General features: G+C 62.6%; 17 protein-coding genes. 10 read left to right on the plus strand and 7 right to left on the minus strand.

The annotated features are described in order from the left end of the window. Positions 1 to 236 precede the first annotated feature (236 nt). On the minus strand, positions 237 to 761 hold the full coding sequence (locus ACGKZZ_RS11110; protein WP_411223629.1) for a peptidoglycan-binding domain-containing protein: 525 nt from the start codon (positions 759 to 761) through the stop codon (positions 237 to 239). A 59-nt stretch (positions 762 to 820) separates the two neighbouring features. Next, a complete protein-coding gene (locus tag ACGKZZ_RS11115) occupies positions 821 to 1,222 on the minus strand; it encodes an OB-fold nucleic acid binding domain-containing protein (protein ID WP_411223630.1) in 402 nt (133 codons plus the stop codon). 169 nt (positions 1,223 to 1,391) lie between these two features. On the opposite strand from ACGKZZ_RS11115, the gene ACGKZZ_RS11120 reads away from it, so the two are divergent. Further along, positions 1,392 to 1,715 carry a 2Fe-2S iron-sulfur cluster-binding protein gene (locus tag ACGKZZ_RS11120; protein WP_411223631.1) on the plus strand — a complete coding sequence of 108 codons (324 nt, stop codon included), beginning with the start codon at positions 1,392 to 1,394 and terminating at the stop codon, positions 1,713 to 1,715. Between the two features lie 85 nt (positions 1,716 to 1,800). On the opposite strand, the gene ACGKZZ_RS11125 is transcribed toward ACGKZZ_RS11120, so the two are convergent. After that, positions 1,801 to 2,541, minus strand: a complete 741-nt coding sequence (locus tag ACGKZZ_RS11125) for a YebC/PmpR family DNA-binding transcriptional regulator (RefSeq protein WP_411223632.1) — start codon at positions 2,539 to 2,541, stop codon at positions 1,801 to 1,803. A gap of 127 nt (positions 2,542 to 2,668) precedes the next feature. On the opposite strand from ACGKZZ_RS11125, the gene ACGKZZ_RS11130 reads away from it, so the two are divergent. Next, entirely contained in the window at positions 2,669 to 3,409 is a 741-nt protein-coding gene (locus ACGKZZ_RS11130) for a glutamine amidotransferase (RefSeq protein WP_411223633.1), read from the plus strand. A gap of 39 nt (positions 3,410 to 3,448) precedes the next feature. On the opposite strand, the gene ACGKZZ_RS11135 is transcribed toward ACGKZZ_RS11130, so the two are convergent. The 3 genes from ACGKZZ_RS11135 to xseA form a co-directional block, all read right to left on the minus strand. After that, entirely contained in the window at positions 3,449 to 5,164 is a 1,716-nt protein-coding gene (locus ACGKZZ_RS11135) for an SLC13 family permease (protein ID WP_411223697.1), read from the minus strand. A gap of 150 nt (positions 5,165 to 5,314) precedes the next feature. Further along, positions 5,315 to 6,127: a YmdB family metallophosphoesterase gene (locus ACGKZZ_RS11140; RefSeq protein ID WP_411223634.1), complete on the minus strand. Its 813-nt coding sequence runs from the start codon at positions 6,125 to 6,127 to the stop codon at positions 5,315 to 5,317. A 90-nt stretch (positions 6,128 to 6,217) separates the two neighbouring features. Next, positions 6,218 to 7,768 carry an exodeoxyribonuclease VII large subunit gene (gene xseA, locus ACGKZZ_RS11145; protein WP_411223635.1) on the minus strand — a complete coding sequence of 517 codons (1,551 nt, stop codon included), beginning with the start codon at positions 7,766 to 7,768 and terminating at the stop codon, positions 6,218 to 6,220. Positions 7,769 to 7,859: 91 nt separating this feature from the next. Here xseA and purD point away from each other — a divergent pair, with 91 nt between their 5' ends. The 8 genes from purD (at position 7,860) to ACGKZZ_RS11185 (ending at position 16,236) form a co-directional block, all read left to right on the plus strand. Next, entirely contained in the window at positions 7,860 to 9,122 is a 1,263-nt protein-coding gene (gene purD / locus ACGKZZ_RS11150; protein ID WP_411223636.1) for a phosphoribosylamine--glycine ligase, read from the plus strand. Beyond that, positions 9,123 to 9,716 (plus strand): LysE/ArgO family amino acid transporter, encoded by a 594-nt coding sequence (locus ACGKZZ_RS11155; RefSeq protein ID WP_411223637.1) that lies wholly within the window; start codon positions 9,123 to 9,125, stop codon positions 9,714 to 9,716. Between the two features lie 52 nt (positions 9,717 to 9,768). Then, the gene (locus ACGKZZ_RS11160; protein ID WP_411223638.1) at positions 9,769 to 10,686 is read left to right on the plus strand and encodes a DMT family transporter; all 918 of its coding nucleotides are present in this window, start codon (positions 9,769 to 9,771) and stop codon (positions 10,684 to 10,686) included. 121 nt (positions 10,687 to 10,807) lie between these two features. Next, positions 10,808 to 11,005 (plus strand): hypothetical protein, encoded by a 198-nt coding sequence (locus tag ACGKZZ_RS11165; RefSeq protein ID WP_411223639.1) that lies wholly within the window; start codon positions 10,808 to 10,810, stop codon positions 11,003 to 11,005. 87 nt (positions 11,006 to 11,092) lie between these two features. Next, positions 11,093 to 11,542, plus strand: a complete 450-nt coding sequence (locus ACGKZZ_RS11170; protein ID WP_411223698.1) for a methyltransferase family protein — start codon at positions 11,093 to 11,095, stop codon at positions 11,540 to 11,542. Between the two features lie 136 nt (positions 11,543 to 11,678). Further along, positions 11,679 to 13,250, plus strand: coding sequence for a Re/Si-specific NAD(P)(+) transhydrogenase subunit alpha (locus tag ACGKZZ_RS11175; protein ID WP_411223640.1), 1,572 nt, complete (start codon positions 11,679 to 11,681; stop codon positions 13,248 to 13,250). A 12-nt stretch (positions 13,251 to 13,262) separates the two neighbouring features. Beyond that, on the plus strand, positions 13,263 to 14,759 hold the full coding sequence (locus ACGKZZ_RS11180) for an NAD(P)(+) transhydrogenase (Re/Si-specific) subunit beta (RefSeq protein WP_411223641.1): 1,497 nt from the start codon (positions 13,263 to 13,265) through the stop codon (positions 14,757 to 14,759). Between the two features lie 178 nt (positions 14,760 to 14,937). Further along, positions 14,938 to 16,236 carry a DUF3422 family protein gene (locus ACGKZZ_RS11185; protein WP_411223642.1) on the plus strand — a complete coding sequence of 433 codons (1,299 nt, stop codon included), beginning with the start codon at positions 14,938 to 14,940 and terminating at the stop codon, positions 16,234 to 16,236. 63 nt (positions 16,237 to 16,299) lie between these two features. On the opposite strand, the gene ACGKZZ_RS11190 is transcribed toward ACGKZZ_RS11185, so the two are convergent. Then, a complete protein-coding gene (locus tag ACGKZZ_RS11190; protein WP_411223643.1) occupies positions 16,300 to 17,856 on the minus strand; it encodes a Ppx/GppA family phosphatase in 1,557 nt (518 codons plus the stop codon). Positions 17,857 to 17,987: the final 131 nt, after the last annotated feature.

A 17,987-nucleotide genomic window follows, 5' to 3' on the forward strand; every position in this document is an offset into this window, starting at 1 on the left:
CCGATCTCCTCCGTTTGACATTTGTGATTTGCCTAGGGCGCTGGCGTCGACGCGGCAAGTCTCTGGCGCGGACGCGCGGCAGATGGCCGCAAAAACTTTGCAGACGAGGCGGTATCGACCTGCAAAGTTTTGCAAACTGCCTTCATTCATGCAAATGGTGGCGTCGCGAAGTGTAAATTTGCAAACTTGCAAACTCATCGGTGCAAACCGTCCGACTCACTTTGCCCGCGACTCCGCTACAACTGATCGCGCGGCGTCGCGAGCAAACCCAGCGTGCGCGCCGACTGGATCGAAAGCAATCCGCTGGGCAGGCGGCTGGCGCTTTGATACCGGCGCACGGCAAGCCGCGTGGGCACGTCCATCGTGCCGGTGATCGCGCCCCGGTACAGCCCTCGCGCCTCAAGCGCGCGTTGAAGCGTTGAGACGAGTTCGGGGGTCAGCGCATCGGGGCAGGGCGTCTCGAAGATCAGTTCCTGACGTTCGCGCACGATCACCTGCGCGATCTCGGTGCGATAGCGCGCCGGGTTGATCACTTGCCCGTCCGGCGTGGTCTGAACCGGGGCAACCTCGATCTGGCGGGTCACGGTTTCGATCTCGGCAGGCGCCACATCGCGCACCCAGCAGCTCTCGGGGCTGACGCCCGCTGGCGGCGCAATCCGGGCAGAGGTGAAATCGGGCACGGCGTTGCGGGTCGCGTCTCCATAGGAACCGCCACAGCCCGACAGAGCGGCCAAGGCCACGGCCCACATAGCCCGGATCACTGACGGGAGAGGGGTCACGAGAATTGTGCGCCTGTTGCCTGTTGCTGCTCGGGCGCAGTCTAGCCTGTTTGCGTCACTGGCGAAAGCGCCTCTGGCCCGGTGGCCAAAAGACGATCCAGCATGGCAGAAATATCCTCGATCTCTTCGGCGATGACGTGAATCACATCACCTTCGCTTTGCACCCGTCCGATCACCCGCAGCATCCGCCCGGCAATTACCGCGCGACGGAAGCGTTCATACATCTTGCGCCAGACAATGACGTTCACCGTGCCGGTCTCGTCCTCCAGAGTGAGAAAGATGACCCCTTTGGCAGTGCCGGGGCGCTGTCGCAGGATCACCAGCCCGGCCACCGCGATCCGCGCGCCATTGGGCGGCAGGCGCAGTTGGGATGCGGTGAGACACGAGGGCGGGCGGGGCCAGTTACGGTGTTCGCCGGCGGCGGGGATGGGAAGAACCTGCATGAGAACAAATATAGAACACGCACCGTTCAGCGCAAGCGTCATGCACCTCCTGCCGCCTCCGCGCAGGTCACAAAACGTGACCAACCGCTCCGCCGGTCCAGAAAGGGGTTGGCAGACCGGCGTGGCCCGGATTAGGTATACCCGCGATCAGGATACGGAGAGCGCTGGAATGGCAAAGATCACTTATATCGAGCATGGCGGCACCGAGCATGTCGTCGACGTGGCCAACGGTCTGACCGTGATGGAAGGCGCGCGCGACAACAACATCCCCGGCATCGAAGCCGATTGCGGTGGCGCCTGCGCCTGTTCGACCTGTCATGTCTACGTGCACCCCGACTGGGTGGAAAAGCTGCCCGCCCGCGATGACATGGAAGAAGACATGCTCGATTTCGCGTTCGAGCCTGACCCGGTGCGCTCGCGCCTGACCTGTCAGCTCAAGGTGTCCGACGCGCTTGACGGTCTGGTCGTGCAAATGCCTGAAAAACAGATCTGAGACAGACCAATGACAGCTTCAGCCCGGTTTCTTTGGGCCTGAAATACCTCGGGGGGCTTGGGGGGCTGGCCCCCCAAACAACCGCCTAAAGCTGCGCCATGACCTCGTCGGAGGCCTCGAAATTGGTCGTCACGCGCTGCACGTCGTCATCGTCTTCCAGCGCATCCACCAGCCGCATCAGCGACGTCAAGCCATCCAGATCAAGCTCCGTAGTCGTCGTCGGGCGCCAGACCAGCTTGGTCGAATCGGATTCACCGAGCTCGGCTTCCAGCGCGGTGGCCACGTCGTTCAGATCGGTATCCGCGCACCAGATCACATGACCGTCCTCGGTGGATTCCACATCCTCGGCGCCGGCTTCGATCGCCGCCATCATCACCGTGTCGGCATCGCCCACCTCTGCCGGATAGGTCACTTCGCCCTTGCGGTCGAACATGAAGCCCACCGATCCGGTTTCACCCAGATTGCCACCGTTCTTGGTGAACGTGGAGCGCACGGTCGAAGCCGTACGGTTGCGGTTGTCGGTCATCGCCTCGACAATCACCGCAACGCCGTTCGGGCCGTACCCCTCATAGCGGATTTCCTCGTAATCCTCACCCTCGCCACCGGACGCTTTCTTGATCGCGCGTTCGATGTTGTCCTTGGGCATGGATTGCGATTTGGCTTCCTTGATCGCCAGCCGCAGACGCGGGTTCTTGTCCGGGTCGGGATCGCCCATCTTGGCTGCAACGGTGATTTCCTTGGAGAATTTGGAAAACAGCTTGGCGCGCATCTTGTCCTGACGGCCCTTGCGGTGTTGGATGTTTGCCCATTTGGAATGGCCGGCCATGATGATCCTTTTTCTGAATGTCGTTTGATGGAGATATGGACGTGTCTTTACCGCACAAGGCGGGGCGGGAACAAGTGGGCGCGTTTTGCGCCTTGCACGACGGGGGCGGTTGGGTATGACGGTTGCCATGAAACGGTTCCTGCTTTTGCAACTGCGCCCCGAGGCGGATGCCAGCGATGGCGAATACGCGGCCTTTCTGGCCAAGGGCGGTTTGACGGACGCCGAGGTTCACCGTGTCTGTCTGGACCGCGAGCCGTTGCCGGAAGATCTTGCGCTTGGCGATTATGCCGGAGTGATCGTCGGCGGCGGGCCGGGCTGCGTCTCGGACGCACCGGACAGCAAAGATGCGACCGAGGCAAAGATCGAGGCGGAAATCCTGTCGCTGATGCCGCAGATCACCGAACAGGACGTGCCGTTCATGGGGTGTTGCTATGGCATCGGTATTCTCGGCCATCATCTTGGTGCCGAGGTTTCAAAGCGCCGCTACGGTGAGCCGGTCGGGCCGGTGTCCTGTCGGGTGACGGATGCCGGTGCGGATGATCCCCTGGTGGCGGGATTGCCGGGACGGTTCGATGCCTTTGTCGGACACAAGGAAGCGGTGCAGACCTTGCCCGAGGGATGCGTGCACTTGCTGGCGTCCGATCCGTGCCCGTATCAGATGATCCGCTATGGACAGAACGTCTATGCCACGCAGTTTCATCCCGAAGCGGATGGCGACGTGTTCGAGGATCGCATCAGGATCTACCGTCACCGCGGGTATTTCGACCCCGAAACCGCCGACGACCTGATCGCCATGTGCCAGGCGAGCGATGTGACCGTGCCTCAGCAAATCTTGCACCGCTTCGTCGCGCGGTATTCGGGCCGGTAACGCGGCGGTGACACCACTTCACTGACCGGCGCTGGAGACCTAGAGCGGCCAGATCATCGGAATGAGGGCGGACGCAAGTATGCCGACACTCAGGTTGAGCGGCACGCCGACCTTCAGAAAATCCGAGAAGCTGTAACCGCCGGGGCCGTAGACCAGCGTGTTGGTCTGGTATCCGATGGGCGTGGCAAAGGCGCAGGACGCCGCCACCATGACCGCCACGACAAGCGGGCGCGGATCGAACCCCATCGTCTGTGCCAGTCCGATGGCAATCGGAGTTACCACCACCGCCACCGCGTTGTTGCTGACCAGTTCCGTCAGCACGCTGGTCAGCAGATAGATCGCCCACACAATGGCCCAGGGCGGCAGGTCGGTCAGGATGGGTGCCAGCGACTCCACGATCAGGGTGACCGCTCCCGACGCTTCCAGCGCCGCCCCGATGGCGAGCATGGCGAAGATAAGCGCCAGCAATTGCCCTTCGACAAAGGAAAACGCCTCTTCCGAATCGACACATTTCGTCAGAAGCACAATCGCCACCGCGATGATCGCGAGGGAAAGTATGGGCGCGACGCCAAGGGCCGCGAGTATCACCAACCCTGCCAACGCAGCAATCGCCACGGGCGCGTGACTGCGCCGGTAGGCGCGTGCAGACGGCCGGCCGACATCCACCAGATTGAGTTCGTCGGCCATGCGCTGAATATCCTCCGGCGCGCCTTCGAGCAGCAGCGTGTCGCCGACGCGCACCACCAGATCGTCAAGCTGGCGTCCGATGTTCTGGTTCCGCCGGTGGACCGCGAGTGGATAGACGCCATAGCGGCGACGCAAACGCATCGCGCCCAGCCGGCGTCCGATCATTTTGCAGACCGGCGTGATCAGCACTTCGACCGTTGTCGTCTCGACCGCCGACAACTGGTCCACGCGGCGCAGTTCGCGATTGTTCTGCAAGCTCAGGAGTTCGGAGATTTGCGTGCGCAGGACCACCCGGTCGCCCACTTGCAGGGTCACCCCTTCGAGGTTGCGCCGAAGCGACGCATCGCCCCGGATCACGTCGATCAACCGCACGCCCTCGCGTTTGAAAAGCTGGACGCTCAGAACCTCTCGGCCGATCAGGTTGCTGTCGGGCGGGATCACGGCTTCGGTAAAAAACTTCATCTTGGAGCGATCCGACAGCATGGCCGCCATGCTTGTGCGTTCGGGCAGCAGATACCGGCCAAAGGCCCACAGGTAGAACATGCCCCACGCGATCAGCACCACGGCCAGCGGCGTCACCTCGAAGATGGTGAAGGGCGCAAGACCCTTGGAGCGCGCAACCCCGTCGACAAGCAGGTTGGTGGACGTGCCGATCAGTGTCAGCGTGCCACCAAGGATCGCGGCATAGCTGAGCGGGATCAGCAGCTTGGACGGCGACACGCCCAGGGTTTTGGAGAGTTGCACGAAGAGAGGCAGCATCACCACGACCACCGGCGTGTTGTTCATGAACGCCGATGCGAGGATCACGACGCCCAGAATACCCCCCATGGCACGCTTGGGGCTTCTTTCGGCGGCTTTCTGAGCCTTTGTGGTAAACGCCTCCAAGGCGCCGGTGCGCACCAGAGCGCCCATCACCAGAAACATCGCCGCGATCGTCCAGGGGGCCGGGTTGGACAGGACCGCCAAGCCGTCCTTGTAGGGCAATACCCCCGTGGCCAACAAGAAACCGACGCCGCCGATCGCCACCACTTCGGTTGGGTAGGTTTCGCGTACGAACAGGATAAACATCACGACAACCGTGCCCAGCGCGATAGACGCGTTGGCCGTCTGGCCGAGGTCGAGATACGTGTTCAGCACGGAAGCGTCATCCTCATCGCTGGAGCGTCACTGTGACCGTCTTGGCAGGGGGGCACAACCGGCCATCGCAAGCACGTGGCTCTAGGGGCCGCTGGATTGCAACCGCCCGCCATCGCGGATCATGTGGATCGCAGTGGCGCGGCCGGTCCTGTCGTCGGTCTCGACCAGCACACCCGACAATGTGGCTTCTTCAAGCGCGGGTTGGAAACGGTTCTTGCCCATGCCGGTGACGAACCGTCGCATAGGTTCGGTTTTTTCCATGCCGATCACCGAGTTGTAATCGCCGCACATGCCCGCATCGGTCAGATAGCCGGTACCACCGGGAAGGATCTGAGCATCACCGGTCGGAATGTGGGTGTGGGTGCCCACAACCAAACTGGCACGGCCGTCGCAATAATGGCCCATGCCCATTTTTTCGGATGTCGCTTCGCAATGAATATCGACAAGGATCATCTGCGCCTGACCGCCCAACGGATGGGCGCGCAGAACAGCGTCAACGGCCGAGAACGGATCATCGAAGGGGCGTTTCATGAACACCTGCCCGAGCGCCTGAAGCACAAGGATCTTGCGCCCCCGCGCATCGGTGAACAGACGATGTCCGCGCCCCGGCGCCTGCTTGGCATAGTTCAGCGGCCGCAGGATGCGCGGTTCGCTGTCGATGAAGCTCAGCATGTCTTTCTGGTCGAACGCATGATCGCCAAGCGTCAGGCAATCGACCCCTGCGTCGAGCAGTGCCTTGGCGTGCGGTCCCGACAGGCCGACGCCGCTCGAGGCGTTTTCTCCGTTCACCACGCAGAAATCCACACCAAGCCGCGCGCGCAGCGGTCCCAGACGGTCCCGGATCGCTGTGCGGCCCGCGCGGCCCATGATGTCGCCTAAAAAGAGTGTTCTCATGGGCCTAGGGATTAAAAGCCAATCGAGCGAAAGCAAAGAGCGAAAATCGACCCTGCGCGCCCAAACCGCTTGCACGCGGCTTGATCCCGATCAGAACAGCGATCCCTGTTCGGGCGGTTTTCGCTTTGTCCTGATGCCGGGTTTGGCCGCACCGGCGCCGACAACCAGCCACCCATCGGCAAATTCGATCTCCAGCACGCTGGCGTCCTTGGCCGCGGCCTGAGTTGTCACGACCTCGCCGTCGCCGCGCACCACGGCATAGCCGCGCTTGAGCGTTTCGCGGTAGCCCAAGGTTTCGCGCAACCGCTCCAGCCCCTCAAGGCGAATGGTCCAGCCTCTGATCTGGCTCTGGCCTGCCGCCGACAGCCTGCGTGTCACGGCATCGAGACGGTCGCGTTTGTTGGCAAGATCGCGTTCGATGGGCTTTAGCGTCAACCGATCCGCCCGTCGCGCCAGTGCCTCGCGTTTCGTGTCGACCACGCGGCACAATCCGGGGGAAAGGCGCGAGCCCGTGTCCTGGAAGCGACGTCGTTGCTCGGCCAGGGCGCGTTGCAACAGCGAAGGGCGCAGGGACGCAGAGGCTTCGATCAACCGTCCGCGCCGCAGATCGACAGAGCGGATCAATCCGCGCGGCAACCTGTCCGCCACGAGATCCAGCCGTTGTGTGGGGCCTGACAGCAGTGCGTCGGGGCGGGGCAGCGCGCGCGCAAGGTCGCGGAGACGCTGGCTGCGCGTTTCCATCCGTTGCGACATGGCGCGCGACATGCGGGCTTGGCTGTCACCCACCCATCCCAGCAATTCAAGCCGCACGGGCACCGCAATTTCGGCTGCCGCCGTAGGTGTCGGCGCCCGCTGGTCAGAGACATAGTCGATCAGCGTCGTGTCGGTCTCGTGGCCCACCGCCGAGATCAGCGGGATCTGTGATGCCACAACGGCGCGGGCGACGATTTCCTCGTTGAACCCCCACAGATCCTCGATGCTGCCACCACCGCGCGCCACGATCAGCAGATCCGGGCGCGGCAACGCCCCGCCGGGTGACAGCGCGTTGAAACCGGCGATTGCGCGCGCCACTTCCGCTGCGCAACTCGCGCCCTGCACGGCAACGGGCCAGATCAGCACCTTGCGAGGGAACCGGTCGCGCAACCGGTGCAGGATGTCGCGGATCACCGCGCCCGAGGGTGACGTGATGACGCCGATCACATCCGGCAGGTATGGCAACGGCCGTTTGCGTGCAGGATCGAACAAGCCTTCGGCGGCCAGTGCCTTCTTGCGTTTCTCCAGCATCGCCATCAGCGCGCCTTCACCCGCAACCGTCACCTCGTCGACATTCAGGTTGTATTTCGACTGCCCGCCAAACGCCGTCATGCGTCCGGTGACGACAACTTCCAGCCCTTCTTCGGGGACCACCGACAATTGCGAGACCTGACCTTTCCAGGTGGTGCAGGCCAGAACGTTGCGGTCGTCCTTGACGTCATAATACAGATGACCCGATCGGGCAGTGAACACGCGCCCGACTTCGCCGCGCACCCGGATGCGGCCGAAGGTTCCTTCGAGCGTTTTCTTGACCGCGCCGGACACCTCGGAGACGGTGAATTCCGGCATGTTTTGCCCCGGTCTCGGGTCGTCGATCAGATCGGACATGGTGCCTCGCTTGCTCTTGCCTGCGCGCGACCCTAGAACGCCAGCGCGAATAGATGAAGTACCGAACCGAACTCAGCAAAAGGGCGCGCGCATGAATATCCTGATCCTTGGCGGCGGCGGGCGTGAACACAGCCTTGCGTGGGCGGTGGTGCAGAACCCCAAATGCGACCGGCTGATCGTCGCTCCGGGAAATGCCGGCATCGCGCAGATTGCGGATTGTGCAGCGCTCGACATTGAAGACGGCAGCGCGGTGGTCGATTTCGCGCAGGCCCACAGCATCGACTTCGTCATCATCGGTCCCGAAGCCCCGCTGGCCGCCGGTGTGGCGGATCGTTTGAGTGAAGCGGGTTTTCTGGTGTTCGGACCCTCGGCGGCGGCGGCGAAACTGGAAGCCTCCAAGGCATTCACCAAAGAGATATGTGCCGCTGCGAACGCGCCAACCGCAGCGTATGGCCATTTCAGCGATGCCGCTTCGGCCAAGGCGTATGTGCAGGCCCAGGGTGCTCCCATCGTGATCAAGGCCGACGGTCTGGCGGCAGGCAAAGGCGTGATCATCGCCGAAACCCTGGCCGAGGCCGAGGCGGCCATCGACGACATGTTCGCCGGAGCCTTTGGCGGTGCCGGGGCCGAGGTGGTGATCGAGGAATTCATGACCGGTGAGGAAGCGTCGTTCTTCGTTCTCTGCGATGGCACCGACGTGCTGCCTATCGGCACCGCGCAGGATCACAAGCGTGTCGGCGAGGGCGACACCGGGCCGAACACCGGCGGCATGGGGGCGTATTCGCCCGCGCCGGTTCTGACGGACGCGATCGCGCAGAAGGCATTGGAGCGGATCATCAAGCCGACGATGGCCGAAATGGCGCGGCGCGGCACGCCTTATAAAGGCGTGCTCTATGCTGGGCTGATGATCGAGGATGGCGAGCCACGGCTGGTGGAGTACAACTGCCGCTTTGGTGATCCCGAATGTCAGGTGCTGATGATGCGTCTCGGGGCACAGGCCTTCGATCTGATGCACGCCTGCGCCGAGGATCGGCTGGCGGGCGTGCGGGTCAACTGGGCCGACGATCACGCGTTGACCGTGGTTCTTGCCGCCAAGGGGTATCCGGGAGCCTATGAGAAGGGCACGGTGATCCGGGGTCTCAGGGATTTCTCCGATGACAGCTTTCAGATGATGTTCCACGCTGGCACAACCGAGTCCGGCGGTCAGATTACTGCCACAGGGGGCCGGGTGCTGAATGCCACGGCACGCGGCGCGACGTTGCAGCAGGCGCGCGATCGCGCCTACGCGCAGGCCGAGAGTGTTGACTGGCCGGACGGGTTCTATCGCTCCGACATCGGCTGGCGAGCGCTCTGAATGGCAACGGCGCTTGCCGGTTTCGCGCTTGGCTTCTCGCTCATCCTCGCCATTGGCGCGCAAAACGCCTTTGTGCTGCGGCAGGGTTTGCTGAAATCCCATGTTTTCGCGGTCTGCCTGACCTGCGCGCTGTCGGATGCGCTCTTGATTGCTGCCGGGGTTGCGGGGTTCGGCGCACTCGCGCAGGCGATTCCGGGTCTGGAACTTGCGATGCGCCTGTTGGGGGCGGCCTTCCTGATCTGGTACGGCGCGCGGACGTTTCTCAGCGCTTGGCGCGGTGGGCAGGCGATGCAGGCCGGGCAGGCGGCGGGGTCATTGCGCACGGCACTGCTTACTTGCCTCGCGCTGACATGGCTCAATCCGCATGTCTATCTCGACACGGTCGTTCTGCTGGGCGCCGTGGCGGCGCAATATGACAACCGGCTGAACTTTGCGCTGGGCGCGATGAGCGCCAGCTTCGTGTTCTTCTTTGCGCTCGGGTATGGCGCTCGGCTTCTTGCGCCGCTGTTTGCCAAACCAAGGGCGTGGCAGGTCCTCGATGTCGTCATCGGGCTGGTCATGTGGGCGATCGCTGCCAAACTGCTGCTGATGTAAACCGCATGGGCCCGCCCTTGCGTTTCGCACCTACATCCGTTCCAGTGCAGCCATGACAACATCCGCCCCACCCGTCACAGCCAGCAACCCGCTCAAGGGCATCCTCTGGATGGTGGTGACGGGCATCTGCTTTGTTGCCGTCACGGCCTTGGTCAAGACGTTGGGCGGACGGGTTCCGGCGGCGCAATCCGCGTTTCTGCGCTATCTGATGGGGCTGGTCTTTCTCGCGCCGGTCTGGCGACAATTGACCCAGGTGCGGCTCACGCCGCGCCAGCAGCGCCTGTTTGCCGGACGCGGGGTCGTGCACACGCTTGGCGTGATCCTGTGGTTTTACGCCATGAGCCGCATCCCCATCGCCGAGGTCACGGCGATGAATTATCTCAACCCGGTTTATGTCACGATCCTTGCGGTGTTCGTGCTGGGCGAAAAGCTGGCCCTGCGCCGGGCGATGGCTGTTGTGGCCGCGCTCATCGGGGCGTTGATCATCCTGCGGCCCGGTTTTCGCGAACTTGATCCGGGCCATATCGCGATGCTCGTCACGGCATTGCTGTTCGCGTTCAGCTATCTGACGACCAAGATCCTGTCCGACGAGGTGCCCGCTACGGTGATCGTCGCGGTGCTCTCGATCACCGTGACGATTGGGCTTGCGCCATTTGCGGCCGCCGTCTGGGTCGCACCGGGACTGTGGGATATCGCCATTCTCGCCGCTGTTGCCTGTTTCGCAACAGCGGGGCATTTCACCATGACGCTGGCCTTTGCCGCCGCCCCCGTGACCGTCACCCAGCCGGTCACGTTCCTGCAATTGATCTGGTCCGTCGCCATCGGAGCGCTGTTTTTCAGCGAACCTGTGGACCCTTGGGTGATCCTTGGCGGCACCGTCATCATGCTTGCCGTGGCCTTTATTACATGGCGCGAAGCGGTGTTGCGGCGGGCGCGCATCACTCCGGTCGTTAACGAAGCCAAAGGCTGAATGCGGAGTCACCTTTTGGCCGCAATCACTGTTTCCATTCCGGCAAAAAACCTCTGTTGTTGCTCATTTCGGCCGTACTCTGCCGCGAAAAGGTAAACTGGTAACGTACGAGGAGACACCCATGTTTGCTGAAATGAACACACCCACCGATCTCGGTGAATTGCGCCACTTTCTTGTGGCCGAGCGCCAGAAAACACTGTCGGATACGGAATGGAAATTCCGCCTGCGCGGCTACGGCTTCCACGTCAAGCGCGTCTCGGACGGCGTGATGGTTGCGCGTATTCCGAAGAACGAAATTCTCGGCTGCGTCAAAATGTAAGACGACAGGCTGCCGGGACACGGCGGCCTTTTTTGCATCACTTGCGGCTCGCACCGGGCGCGGAGCTTTGCTATAGCGCGCGCCATGATGAGATATATCGACATTCCGCCGATCTGGCTGTTCGCGGCGCTGTTGCTGGCATGGCTGCAAAAGACATATGCCAGCTTTGGTCTGAGCTTCGGGCCGGTCTGGGCCGATCTGCTGGGCGGGCTGCTTGTCGGGGCCGGGCTGGTGCTGATGGCGTTGGCGGTTTACGAGATGCGCCGTCACCGCACGACGATCATGCCTCATCAAGATGCCTCGGCGCTTGTGACCTCGGGCATCTACTCGCGCAGTCGCAACCCCATCTACGTCGCCGATTCGCTTATTCTCGCCGGAATGATCCTCTATTGGGACGCCGTGTTGTCGCTCCCGTTGATTCCGATTTTTGTCTGGTGGATCGAAAAGCACTTCATCCTCGCAGAGGAAAAGCGCCTGCGGCGCAACTTTCGTGCGGATTTTGCCCGATATGAGAAACAAACGCGCCGCTGGCTCTAGCCGTCTGCGACCAACTGTTCTAAACGGACGGCTGGCAGTGCGCGCTTATTGTGCGTTTTAGGTCAGGACTATAGACCCATCCACGGAAAACATGCCGCTACGGCACGTCGCAACGAAGCATAGGGGGACGGCTCAGGTGAAAATCGGGACGCCAAAAGAAGTGAAGAAGGGCGAGGCACGCGTTGCCATGACCCCGGATTCCGCCCGTCAGCTGCAAAAGCTGGGGTATGACTGTATCATCGAAAGCGGCGCGGGTGACGCGGCGGGATATAACGATGCGGCGTATAAGGACGCTGGCGTCGAGATCGCCAAGACCGCAGCGGCGCTTTGGACCGCGTCCGACGTGATCGCCAAGGTCGCCCCTCCCACCGATACCGAGGTCAAGCGCACCCGCGACGGGCAGTTGCTGATCTCGTTCTTCTACCCGGCGCAGAACGAAAAGCTGATGAAGCAGGCCGCCAACAAAGGCGCCAGCGTGATCGCGATGGACATGGTGCCGCGCATTTCGCGCGCCCAGAAGATGGACGCGCTGTCCTCGATGGCCAATATCGCCGGCTACCGCGCGGTGATCGAGGCCGGCAACAATTTCGGACGGTTCTTCACCGGACAGGTGACTGCCGCCGGCAAGGTGCCACCCGCCAAGGTTCTGGTGGTCGGTGCAGGCGTGGCCGGTCTTGCCGCGATCGGTACGTCCACCGCCCTTGGTGCCATGACCTACGCGTTTGACGTGCGCCCCGAAGTGGCCGAGCAGGTCGAATCGATGGGCGCGGAATTCGTCTTTCTCGACTTTGACGAGGAGCAGCAGGACGGCTCTGCCACCGGTGGCTATGCCGCCGTCTCCAGCCCTGAATTCGCCGCGGCACAACTGGCCAAGTTCCGCGAACTGGCGCCCGAGATGGACATCGTGATCACCACCGCGCTGATCCCCAACCGCGAGGCACCCGAGCTTTGGACCAAGGATATGGTCGAGAGCATGAAGCCCGGTTCGGTGATCGTTGACCTTGCCGCAGAAAAGGGCGGCAACTGCAAACTGACCGTGAAGGATGAAAAGATCGTCACCGACAACGGCGTGACGATCATCGGATACACCGATTTCCCGTCGCGTATGGCGACGCAATCGTCCAACCTTTACGCCAACAACATCCGCCACATGATGTTCGACCTCACGCCCGACAAGGACGGTCAGGTCAATCACAACATGGAGGATGATGTCATTCGCGGTGCAACCATCGCCCATGACAACGCCGTGACCTTCCCGCCGCCGCCGCCGAAAATCGCGGCAATTGCGGCCAAGCCGAAGGAAAAGGTCAAGGAACTGACCCCGGAAGAGCGCCGCGCCAATGAAGTGGCCGCGTTCAAGGCACAGACCAAACAGCAGGTCGGCCTGCTTGCCCTTGGCGGCGCGCTGGTTCTGGCCGTCGGCCTTGTCGCCCCGGCCAGCTTCATGCAGCACTTCATCGTCTTCGTTCTGTCGGTCTTCATCGGCTTCCAGGTGATCTGGGGCGTCGCGCATTCGCTGCACACGCCACTGATGGCGGTGACGAACGCGATCTCCTCGATCATCATCCTCGGAGCGCTGATCCAGATCGGATCGAACTCGTGGCTGATCATGCTGCTGGCCGCGCTGGGCATCTTCATGGCCGCGATCAACATTTTCGGCGGCTTTCTCGTCACGCGGCGCATGCTCGCCATGTTCCAGAAATCCTAAGGAGGCCGCATCATGGAATTCGGATTCACCATTGCGGCCTATGCGGTCGCTGCTGTTCTCTTCATCCTGTCGCTGGGCGGGCTGTCCAACCAGGAAAGCGCCAAGCGCGCGGTCTGGTACGGCATCGTCGGCATGGCCATCGCGGTTCTGGCCACGATATTCGGGCCGGGGCAGGGGCTTTGGGTTGTCTCGCTGGTGCTGATCGCGCTGGGCGCGGCAGTGGGCTACCAACTCGCCACGCGCGTGCAAATGACCCAGATGCCCGAGCTTGTGGCCATCATGCACAGCCTCGTCGGCCTGGCTGCGGTGTTTGTCGGCTTCAACGCCGATCTGATGATCAACCACATCGCGGGCGTCTATGAAGCCAACGCGCTCATTCTCGGTGCCGTCGGACCTGACGGCTACACGGCCATCGGCCTGCCAAGGGAAATCTATGACGGCCTGTCCTCCTTCGGAAAGCTGATCGCCAAGAAATCCTCGGTCGAGATCACCATTCTGCGGGTGGAACTGGTGCTTGGCATCTGGATCGGTGCCGTGACGTTCACCGGCTCGGTGGTTGCCTATGGCAAACTGGCCGGCAAGGTCGACACCTCGGCCAAGAAACTGCCGGGCGGGCACCTCCTCAACGCCGGCGCTGCGGCGCTGTCGCTGATCCTGGCGCTGATGTATCTCGGCGGCTCCGGAAGCTGGACGTTGATCCTGTTGACGCTTCTGGCCCTGTTTATCGGTTACCATCTGATCATGGGGATCGGCGGCGCGGACATGCCGGTCGTGGTCTCCATGCTCAACAGCTATTCCGGCTGGGCTGCTGCGGCCATCGGCTTCAGCCTCGGCAATGATCTTCTGATCGTGGTCGGTGCGCTGGTCGGCTCCTCGGGTGCGATCCTCAGCTACATCATGTGCAAGGCGATGAACCGGTCGTTCATCAGCGTGATCCTTGGGGGCTTTGGCGGCCCCGCGGGCGAACAGATGGCGGTCGAGGGCGAACAGGTTCCCATCGACGCCGACGGCGTGGCGCAAGCGCTCGACGAGGCCGACAGCATCATCATCATCCCCGGCTACGGCATGGCGGTGGCGCAGGCGCAGCAGAACGTCGCCGAACTCACCCGCCGTCTGCGCGCCAAGGGCAAATCGGTGCGCTTTGCCATCCACCCCGTCGCGGGCCGCTTGCCCGGTCACATGAACGTGCTGCTGGCCGAGGCGAAGGTGCCCTACGACATCGTGCTGGAGATGGACGAGATCAACGATGACTTCCCGAACACGGATGTCGCCATCGTCATCGGCTCGAACGACATCGTGAACCCGGCCGCACAGGACGATCCCAACAGCCCCATCGCCGGGATGCCGGTCCTCGAAGTGTGGAAGGCCAAGCAGGTCTTCGTCTCCAAGCGGGGGCAGGGCACCGGCTATTCCGGCATCGAGAACCCGCTGTTCTTCAAGGACAATACGCGGATGTTCTATGGCGATGCCAAGAAATCGCTGGACGATCTGCTGACCCGGATCGACTAGGACGCACCCACATCCTGCAAAGCCCCGGCCTTGTGCCGGGGCTTTTTTTGTTGGCGCTGCATGCTGGTTCCCAAGTCTGCATACCAATGTGCACAACTAACATTCTGATAACAAACCAACTTTTTCTTTACTTGGCGCGGTCGCGCCCGTATTCCGGCGCAAAGCCCGGAGTGCGCCGATGTCGCCCATTCAAGATCACCCGTTGCGATACGCCCTGTCCAACGAACTGCACGCGCGGCCCTTCCCGTCGCTTGAGGCTCCCTGTCGCGCCGTCTACCTCGCGGTCAAGCAACCCAAATCCGCCGCCGCACGCGACAAATCCCGCGATCTCGATCACCTCAAGGCGCTGCTTGACCGCTATGGCACCGCGCATCCGCAACCCGGCGCCACGCATTTTTCAGGCCGCATCGGGCAGCACGTTCTCAAATGGGAACAGCATACCGAATTCGTCACCTACACCGTTTTCATCAATGGTCTGTCGAGCCGTCCCTTCGACCCCGCCGACATGGACATCTTCCCAGAAAACTGGCTGGCGAGCGCACCCGGCGTGCGCATTACCTCGGCCCTGATCCGGGTCGAGGATCGCCCGGACGAGGCGCGCATTGCACACAACCTTTCCGACTGGTTCGTTCCAGAAAGCCTTGCCGTCAGCCGGGTGCTCGATGACGAGGCCATCGTGGCGGGCGATTTCCGCATCGACCCGGCGGGCCACCTGCGCTTTGGCGTCTTCGTCAATCCCGGCATCGGCCGCCGCCGGGTGGGGCGCATCGTGCAGCGCCTGTGCGAAATCGAAACCTACAAGACCATGTCGATGCTCGGCTTCACTAAGGTACGTGAAATCGGCCCCCGCATGGGCGAGATCGACAACGAACTGACCCGGCTGATGGCCGCCATGACAAATGGGGACGGGCAGGAGGAAGACCGCCTGAAAGCGCTGCTGTCCGTTTCGGCGGAACTGGAATCGCTCTCCGCACAAACCTCGTTCCGCTTCGGGGCCACCGGTGCCTATGAAGCCATCGTCGCGCAACGCGTTTCTGTGCTGCGCGAGACCCGCTTCGAGGGTCGCCAGACCTTCGCCGAATTCATGACCCGACGCTACGATCCCGCGATGCGCACGGTCAAATCCGCCGAAAACCGGCTCTCGGCCATGGCCGCGCGGGCGGTGCGCGCCGGCGATCTTTTGCGCACGCGGGTCGAGGTCGCGCGCTCCGCGCAGAACCAACAGCTGCTTGAAGGCATGAACCAACGCGCCGACCTGCAATTGCGCCTGCAAAAAACCGTCGAAGGTCTGTCGGTCGTGGCGATCAGCTACTATGCGGTGTCTCTGGTGGGCTATCTGCTCTACCCGATCGCCGAACCCATCGGTGTCAGCAAGGGCACACTCACGGCGCTGGTGACGCTGCCGGTCGTCGGTTTGGTCTGGCTCGCCATGCACCGCATCCGTCGCAGCGTCGAAGCAAGCGGACCGGAAACCTGAACCGGCCTCTCTGGTTTCAAAATACCTCGGGGGAGCGCGCACCGCGCGCGGGGGCGGAGCCCCTCACTCCGATTTCCGGCGCACCACAACGTCGGTTTCGGCGCCGAGCGAGGCCGCCAGAGAGGCAAACCGCGCTTCCGCCACCTCGCCATAAAGCGGCGCCGATCTCGGGGTCAGCTTGAGCCGCAACAGCTTCTTGCGCGGGTGCCAGTGCAATGCGGTTCCATCCGCGCTCGCATCCGACATCCAGAGCATCGCGCCGAACCGCAACGCCTTGCCCAGAACCTCCGCTTCCTGGGTTTCCTTCGCGGAAATCAGCCCCTCAAGGTCTTCAAACCGCGTGCCCTCGCGCTTGTTCTTGTAACGGTGCAGCAACGCCAGCCCGAGAAACACCCGTTCCGAGTGCTTCAACCCACCCAGATTGGCGCGGGTGGCGTTGTCAAAGCAGGTCTCGGCACGGTAATCGGGATGTGCGCGCCAGCTGACATCGTGCAACAGGCACGCCGCCTTGACCAAGCGGATGCGCGCGCGATCTGTTCCGGAAAACAATGGCAAGACAAACCGGTACAGCTTTTTACCAAAGCCCGGCAAACGCGCGTCCTTCGCCTCTGCAAAGCGGCAGGCTTCGATCAGGGGATCGCGGTCGCGCAGCTCCTGCGGCATTTGCTCGTAGAGCAGCCCTTCGCGGATACCATAGCTGGAAATCGCGATATCCTTGGGCCGGAATGTGTGCACCAGCCGTTTCAAGACATCGGCCGCATAGGGCACTAGGCTCATCCGGGCGTTGGAAATGCCACATGCCTGTCGCAAGGCCTCCAAGTCCGTGGTCTTGATGAACTTGACCGTCTCGCCAACCGATTTCTTGTCCATCCGGTATTCGTGCAGCACGTGCAACGGGTAGCCGCGACGCAACATGTCAACGCGCGCAATCGCGCGCCATGACCCACCGACCAGAAACAACCGGTCGGGTTGCGGCCCCATGTGCTCCGCCAGTTTGTCCATCACGGTCTTGATGTGGGTGTCGCGCCCCTTTTGTCCGCCCGGCAGATCGCGCAGTTTCAGCGGCCCCAGATTGGAACTGATCCGGCGGCCCACGCGACCCTCGGCCATCTCGGCAAGTTCCATGGACGACCCGCCGATGTCGCACACCAGACCATAGCTTCCGGGCCAGCCCAACAGCACACCCTGAGCCGAGAGCCGCGCTTCCTCTTCGCCCCCGATCACCCAGATGCGCAAACCCGTCTCGCGCAACACATCGGCGCGAAACTCCGGCCCGTCCTCGGCTTCGCGCACGGCTGCCGTGGCCACGACGGTCAGCGGCGAGAGCTTCATGCCGTCCGCCAGAGCCTGAAAGCGCATCAGCGCCTTCAAGGCGCGTGCGCGCCCTTCGGGGTTCAGTCGTCCGGTTTCGGACATCCCGGCGCCGAGGCCACACATCAGTTTTTCGTTGTAGAAATACGCAGGCGAGCGTGCGGCGCCGTCAAACACCACCAGTCGAACCGAGTTCGATCCGATGTCCACCACCCCGACGCGGCTGAGCGCACGCGCCTTGGGGCCATCGAACAGGGGTCGGCCAAACGGGCTGATCCGGTCTTGCTCGGCTTGCGATAGTTCGCCCATCTGGCCCTCCGGTCACGTTGCGCGCACCGTGTCAAAGGCGGCTGCACAGGTCAAGAAAACTTGGCCTGTTTTCCGCGCGATTGTCGTGGCGTCCCCAAGACACCGCTGCCCGGGCGGATGATCGGCAGGAT

The organism is Marivita sp. S2033, from assembly GCF_046592965.1.
Classification (GTDB): Bacteria; Pseudomonadota; Alphaproteobacteria; order Rhodobacterales; family Rhodobacteraceae; genus Marivita.